Source organism: Methanoculleus sp. MH98A, from assembly GCF_000691865.1.
Lineage (GTDB): Archaea > Halobacteriota > Methanomicrobia > Methanomicrobiales > Methanoculleaceae > Methanoculleus.
Map to the genome: position 1 here is coordinate 1 of NZ_JMIO01000239.1, position 1021 is coordinate 1021.

Annotated in this window: 1 protein-coding gene; it reads right to left on the minus strand. The window is 48.1% G+C overall.

The features are described from left to right. Positions 1–184: 184 nt before the first annotated feature. A partial coding sequence (locus EI28_RS12785) for a glycosyltransferase (RefSeq protein ID WP_048115424.1) occupies positions 185–1021 on the minus strand: 837 nt, incomplete at its 5' end.

Genomic DNA, 1021 nt, shown 5'->3' on the forward strand with positions numbered 1-1021 from the left:
TCTGGAAGAATGGCGATCACTTAAGGATTATTATTCAGAGGAGGACTTTACCCGGTTAAACAATGACAGTACCATTATGAAACTTTATGTGAATAGCGAGTGGGAGATCTGGAGAACGAGTTAACTCTATGTGGAAAGATACCCTTATCATGCAGGTTATCCCGCCGAAAAAGCATGTTCAGGGTTATTCGGACGTTCCCAACGACTTTTGATATACCCCTTCTAATGTAGCGGCAACTGCATCCCACCTGTACCTCCTTACCCCCTCTCTATTATTTTCTGATATATCCTTCCGCAACTGCTTATCCTGCAGAAGATTTAGCAGCGCTTCCGCGATCTGTTCCTGATTCATTGTGTCTACAAGATACCCATTTGTGCCGTTTTTGATGATATCGGGTACCCCTCCCACGCGTGTTGCAACAACAGGCAGGCCACAGGCCATTGCTTCAAGAATTGTAACAGGGAAGCCTTCGGACAAGCTGGAGAGGACGAAGACCTCTGCTTGATTCATGTAATCCTCGACCCTCTCGTGTGGGACTCTGCCAGCAAACTCAACGCATTCTCTTATCCCGAGATTGTCTGTCAGGGTTTCGAGATGCTCTCTCTCTTCGCCGTCGCCAACGAGGATCAGTTTCGCTTCAGGCAGTTCTCGGTGGACTATGCTCATTGCACCAAGGAGGTACTGAGTACCTTTGACAGGGTGCAGACGGCCGACAAACAGAATTTTTTTGCCAGGATTTCCTCCCTCTGCCTCTCTCTCCGCAACCTCGTTTAGATTGATCCCGTTTGGAACTATGATAACATCTCTGCTGTAGATTGCCTGCATAGCCTCTTTCATGTGTTTTGTGAGGGCGATCACCGCGCTGGCATTTCTCAGGATCACCTTAGCAGTTAATTTGGTGAACCAATCCGGGAGATAGACGTCAGACCCTCTCCCATATATCACATAAGGGATCTTCAACAGTCTGTTCGAGAGGAGAGCTGGCATCCCGCTTCCGAAGCTCTGTGCATGGACAATATC